The sequence below is a fragment of the Vibrio zhanjiangensis genome, from assembly GCF_030161235.1.
GTDB classification, from domain to species: Bacteria; Pseudomonadota; Gammaproteobacteria; order Enterobacterales; family Vibrionaceae; genus Vibrio; species Vibrio zhanjiangensis.
On sequence record NZ_BSPW01000064.1, the window covers coordinates 1 to 4,504 of the forward strand.

The 4,504-nt window shown below is 40.7% G+C and carries 4 protein-coding genes; 2 read left to right on the top strand and 2 right to left on the bottom strand.

Features of this window, described 5'->3' with window-relative positions:
- Window positions 1-811: 811 nt before the first annotated feature.
- Window positions 812-1,537 (top strand): SDR family NAD(P)-dependent oxidoreductase, encoded by a 726-nt coding sequence (locus QQK21_RS14560; protein WP_284192913.1) that lies wholly within the window; start codon window positions 812-814, stop codon window positions 1,535-1,537.
- Between the two features lie 4 nt (window positions 1,538-1,541).
- On the top strand, window positions 1,542-2,393 hold the full coding sequence (locus QQK21_RS14565; protein WP_284192914.1) for an amidohydrolase family protein: 852 nt from the start codon (window positions 1,542-1,544) through the stop codon (window positions 2,391-2,393).
- Window positions 2,394-2,397: 4 nt separating this feature from the next.
- Here the strand turns inward: QQK21_RS14565 and QQK21_RS14570 are convergent, their stop codons facing one another.
- Both QQK21_RS14570 and QQK21_RS14575 read right to left on the bottom strand, forming a co-directional pair.
- Entirely contained in the window at window positions 2,398-3,573 is a 1,176-nt protein-coding gene (locus QQK21_RS14570) for a mandelate racemase/muconate lactonizing enzyme family protein (RefSeq protein WP_284192915.1), read from the bottom strand.
- A gap of 32 nt (window positions 3,574-3,605) precedes the next feature.
- Window positions 3,606-4,376, bottom strand: coding sequence for a class II aldolase/adducin family protein (locus QQK21_RS14575; RefSeq protein ID WP_284192916.1), 771 nt, complete (start codon window positions 4,374-4,376; stop codon window positions 3,606-3,608).
- Between the last annotated feature and the right edge of the window lie 128 nt (window positions 4,377-4,504).

Consider the following 4,504-nt stretch of genomic DNA (forward strand, 5'->3'; position numbering starts at 1 on the left):
GCGCTCCTGCCTTGGAACTTCAAACATTAGTAGTATCACCCCGTGGTATCATGGGGCGGATACTCTTGTTCTGATGTACAGAAGTCCTTATCTTCAACACAAAACAAAACATACTCCTTTATTGATATGTATAAGGTTGATTTATTTTCAAGCTCCCTCTAGGGCGTAGCATCGAATTGGATTGGGATTATGTCACAAACCCAATAACAAACAACATGCACATTATAAAGCTGAATGTAATCAGCAAATTTAGATGCCACTTTTAACCATATTATTTTTACGACATAAGTAAATGGAACAGATATCTCAATAAGTTAAAACGCCTACGAATAGCATTATTTATGGTCTTGATATGGCTTGAATGACACGAAAATGCCTAACAAATACTGTGCAAGATCACTTATTTGTCAGATGCATTATTTCCAAACAATAGATAGCTTAAAACGCAATGTGAATTGGTTTTGCATAATTTCATAGCTAGAATCTTTATAATAATAATTACTTAAAATTGACTACCGTCCCTCAATTTTAAATGTTTTAAGGTCTTCCATGACAACTTCAGTTATGGAATGCATATAATCAATGCACGCTCAGCTCTTTATAAATTGACATAAAACTTAACAATTTAAAACAACACAAGTATTGGACTATCAAAAGGATATGATAGAATTATCAGCAAGTAATGGATTACCTAATAATGTTATTTCCGTTGCCAGACAAAGCTCGTATTAGTGAATGTCCAAAGTGTATTAACTAACCGAAACTACCAAGTAGCGAACTCAGTTTGTGGCTTTAAAACGGAGAAAAATCGATGAAAAAAACGTGCGTAATTACTGGAGGAAGCTCAGGCATTGGTCAAGCGATCATGAGCCTCTTTATTGACAATGGCTACAGCGTTTATAATTTGGATATCAATGACAGTCATGAAGGAGTCTACCTTCATTGTGATATCACCAACCATAAAAGTGTACAGCAACATATAACTAACATCGCGCAAAAAGGTCCAATTGACGTATTGATAACAAGCGCAGGCGTACACTTTTCTGCGAATATAGAAAATACATCAGAGCAAGACCTTCAGAGAGTATTTGATATCAATGTGAAAGGCGTTTACTCCGCAGTGCAAGCCGTTTTACCTAGCATGAAAGAGAATAACTCAGGTGCAATCATCATACTCGCTTCTGATCAAGCGTTAGTCGCAAAACCCAACTCCTTTGCTTATAACTTAAGTAAAGCAGCACTGGCTTCGCTCGCTAAAACCACTGCTTTGGATTACGCCAAATACAATATAAGGGCCAATGCTTTGTGCCCAGGTACGATTGAAACACCTTTATACCATAAAGCTATTGAGCACTATTGTCGTGCTTCAGGTAGTAATATAGACCAAGTTCACGAGAGCGAAGCTCAACTGCAACCTTTGGGGCGCCTTGGACAGCCTCTGGAAGTTGCGCACTATGCCCTTTTCTTAGCAAGCGATAATGCATCCTTTATAACGGGCAGCACCCCTGTTATCGACGGTGGATACACAACAGGATAAACCAATGATTAAGCTAATTGACCCGCACCTACATTTTTTTGATCTGACTAAAGGCGATTATCACTGGCTCAAGCCGACAAATCCGCCATTTTGGTCTGATAAACATCTTATCGCTAAAAACTTTAATCAAGAGGATCTACAAGTTAACCAAGAGCTTGAACTCAGTGGTTATGTACATATTGAAGCTGGGTATGATAACCAACATTTTTGGCGAGAAATTGAATGGTTGGAATCAAATAAGGGCTTGCCTTTTAGAACCGTTGCTTCAGCTGATCTGACTCGCTCACCCGAGCTATTTACAGAAGATATTAACAAGCTAAAACAGTACTCTTCTGTTGTTGGAGTAAGGCATATCTTTGATGAAGAAGCGCTTAACTTGCTCAATAACTCCGCCGTCATTAAAAATCTTGAGCAATTAGCTCAGCACGATTTGTCCTTTGATTTGCAAATGCCATTCTGTGATGCAGCATCGGTCGATGCTTTGTTAACTCATATGAGCTCTTTGCCTCACCTTAATGTCATAATCAACCACGCTGGTTTTCCACCATTACCTCATGAACCAAGCTGGAAAGTGTGGCAGGACAACATTAAGTCTATCGCGAAGTATCCAAATGTAGCAGTGAAATGCTCAGGCTGGGAAATGAAACGCAGAGACTACAGCATGGATTGGATCACTCAAGTTATTGCTGAGTGCTTAGAAGCGTTTGGCCATGACAGAGTAATGTTGGCAAGCAATTTCCCTTTGTGTCTATTTTCAAAAAGTTATGACTCTTATTGGAAAAGTGTCCTAGATATATCCAAGGAAAATGCGCAGGCATTACTTTATGATAATGCCTGCCAATGGTATAAATTCTAAGCCGTTATTTTACCGAAACATGAGGTGATCGCTTGATTACCTCATCATTGAGCTCAATCCCAATTCCAGGAGTATCGGGAGCTTGGAAAAAGCCATTTTTCGGCTGTGGATCTTGGATGCACAACTCTCTATTCCAATCTTTAATTGCATAAGTATGATGCTCATGAATCAAAAAGTTAGGAATTGCTGTTTCCAAGTGAAGCGATGCAGCTGTTGCAACTGGGCCACCACAGACATGAGCTTGTATTCTAATGTCATAGACATCCGCATAATCGCAAACCTTCTTAGCTTCAGTAAAGCCACCACATAGCCCAACATCTGGTTGCAATACATCAATACTCTGATCTTCAAAATATGGCCTCACATCCCAACGATGATACAAGCGCTCTCCACCAGCTATTGGGACATTTACCCTATCCGATACCTTCTTATGGATGGCAGAGTTTAAATAATTAACCGGTTCTTCATACATCATGCAACCCACTTCTTGCACAACTTCACCCATTTGAATGGCAGAAGCGGCTCCCATCAAGGAGTGAGATTCAAAAATAATATCAACATCCGGCCCAACGGCATCTCGTATTGCCCTTAGTCGATCACCAAATAAACGCATTTGTGGTTGAGTGAATAGTTTGGTCCGGTCAAAAGATGATTCGCCATTCTGATCATACACAATAGGATCAACTTTTACCGCATCATACCCTTCTGCCACTGCTTTTAAAGCTGCCTCTGCATATTCTTCAGGATGAATGAGCTTCTTACATTCTTTGTCCCAATCAAATTGAAGTTGGCTTGCATAAGTGCGTAGCTTGTCATTGGTTTTGCCGCCGAGAAGCTGATATACAGGTAAACCAAGTGCCTTGCCTTTGATGTCCCACAATGCCGTGTCAATCGCGCTCATGGCCGCATACAAAACAGGCCCACCACCTAAACCCCAGAAGCTCTCTCTGAGCATCCTTGACCACAGTTTTTCCGTGTTAAAAGGGTCAAAGCCAATCAACACGGCTTCTGCGATTTCTTTGATCATGGCAGCCGCCGCGCTATGACCCCAGTCATAGGCTAAACCCGCCTCTCCAACACCAGAAATTCCTTCATCTGTATGAATACGAACAAATACGGGATTCCATGGTGGTCTTTTCGGGCAGTGAATATCAAAAATTTCTACTTCGGTGATTTTCATTGAAACAAACTCAACTATAAATAATTAAACAACTAAATATCAAAATCAGGGTAACGCTGCTTTACTCTTCTCATCATCGCAGGCCATGCCTTTTGACCGCCAGTTAAACCAGAATGCACTACGTTGGCTTGGGCTTTGATTCCGTCAACAATAGATTGGTCGACAAGGTGATACTTCTGTCCTGTTGACTGAATCTGCAATTGAATTTGGCAAGCTCTTGTCAGATCGTACATATGCATAAATGCATCGCCAATGGTCTTACCCATAGTTAGCGCACCGTGATTGCGAAGCAGCATAAAATTCGCGTTTCCTAGGTCATTTTGCAAACGGAGTTTTTCTTCATGGTTGACCGCTAATCCTTCGTAATCATGATAACTCATAGAAGCTAATGCAAACATTGAGTATTGGCTTAATGGAAGCAGCCCCTCTTTTAAGCTTGCTATAGAAACAGTTGCATCTGTATGTACATGAAGCGCGCATTGGTCCTCCGGCCTCGCCTCATGAACCGCACTGTGAATAGTAAAGCCCGCAGGGTTAATATCAAACGGCGTCTCTGAGTCTACAATGTTGCCTTCAATATCAATTTTCACCAAATTAGACGCGGTAATCTCATCAAATGAGAGCCCAAAAGCATTAATCAGCAGATGCTCTGTTCTGGGAATCCGTGCTGATATATGCGTATGAATGAGATCGTCCCAACCATGCATAACAAAAAGACGATAAGCTGCTGCAAGCTCTACTCTTGTCTGCCATTCAACCTCAGACACATTATCCTTAATGCTCAAAATAGGTATGTCGTACATACTCATACTCCAACTTATACAAACTTATGACATAGTAAACTATATAATGAACCATGGTACCAACAATAGAAGTGGCCCCCGATTTTCGGACATGACTTTAAGTGATTGATCTGTTTTGATAGTACCCA

Bases quoted from the DNA above. Each gene is read 5' to 3' on its own strand.
- QQK21_RS14575 (WP_284192916.1), bottom strand. From the start codon at position 4,376: ATGTACGACATACCTATTTTGAGCATTAAGGATAATGTGTCTGAGGTT.
- QQK21_RS14570 (WP_284192915.1), bottom strand. From the start codon at position 3,573: ATGAAAATCACCGAAGTAGAAATTTTTGATATTCACTGCCCGAAAAGA.
- QQK21_RS14560 (WP_284192913.1), top strand. From the start codon at position 812: ATGAAAAAAACGTGCGTAATTACTGGAGGAAGCTCAGGCATTGGTCAA.
- QQK21_RS14565 (WP_284192914.1), top strand. From the start codon at position 1,542: ATGATTAAGCTAATTGACCCGCACCTACATTTTTTTGATCTGACTAAA.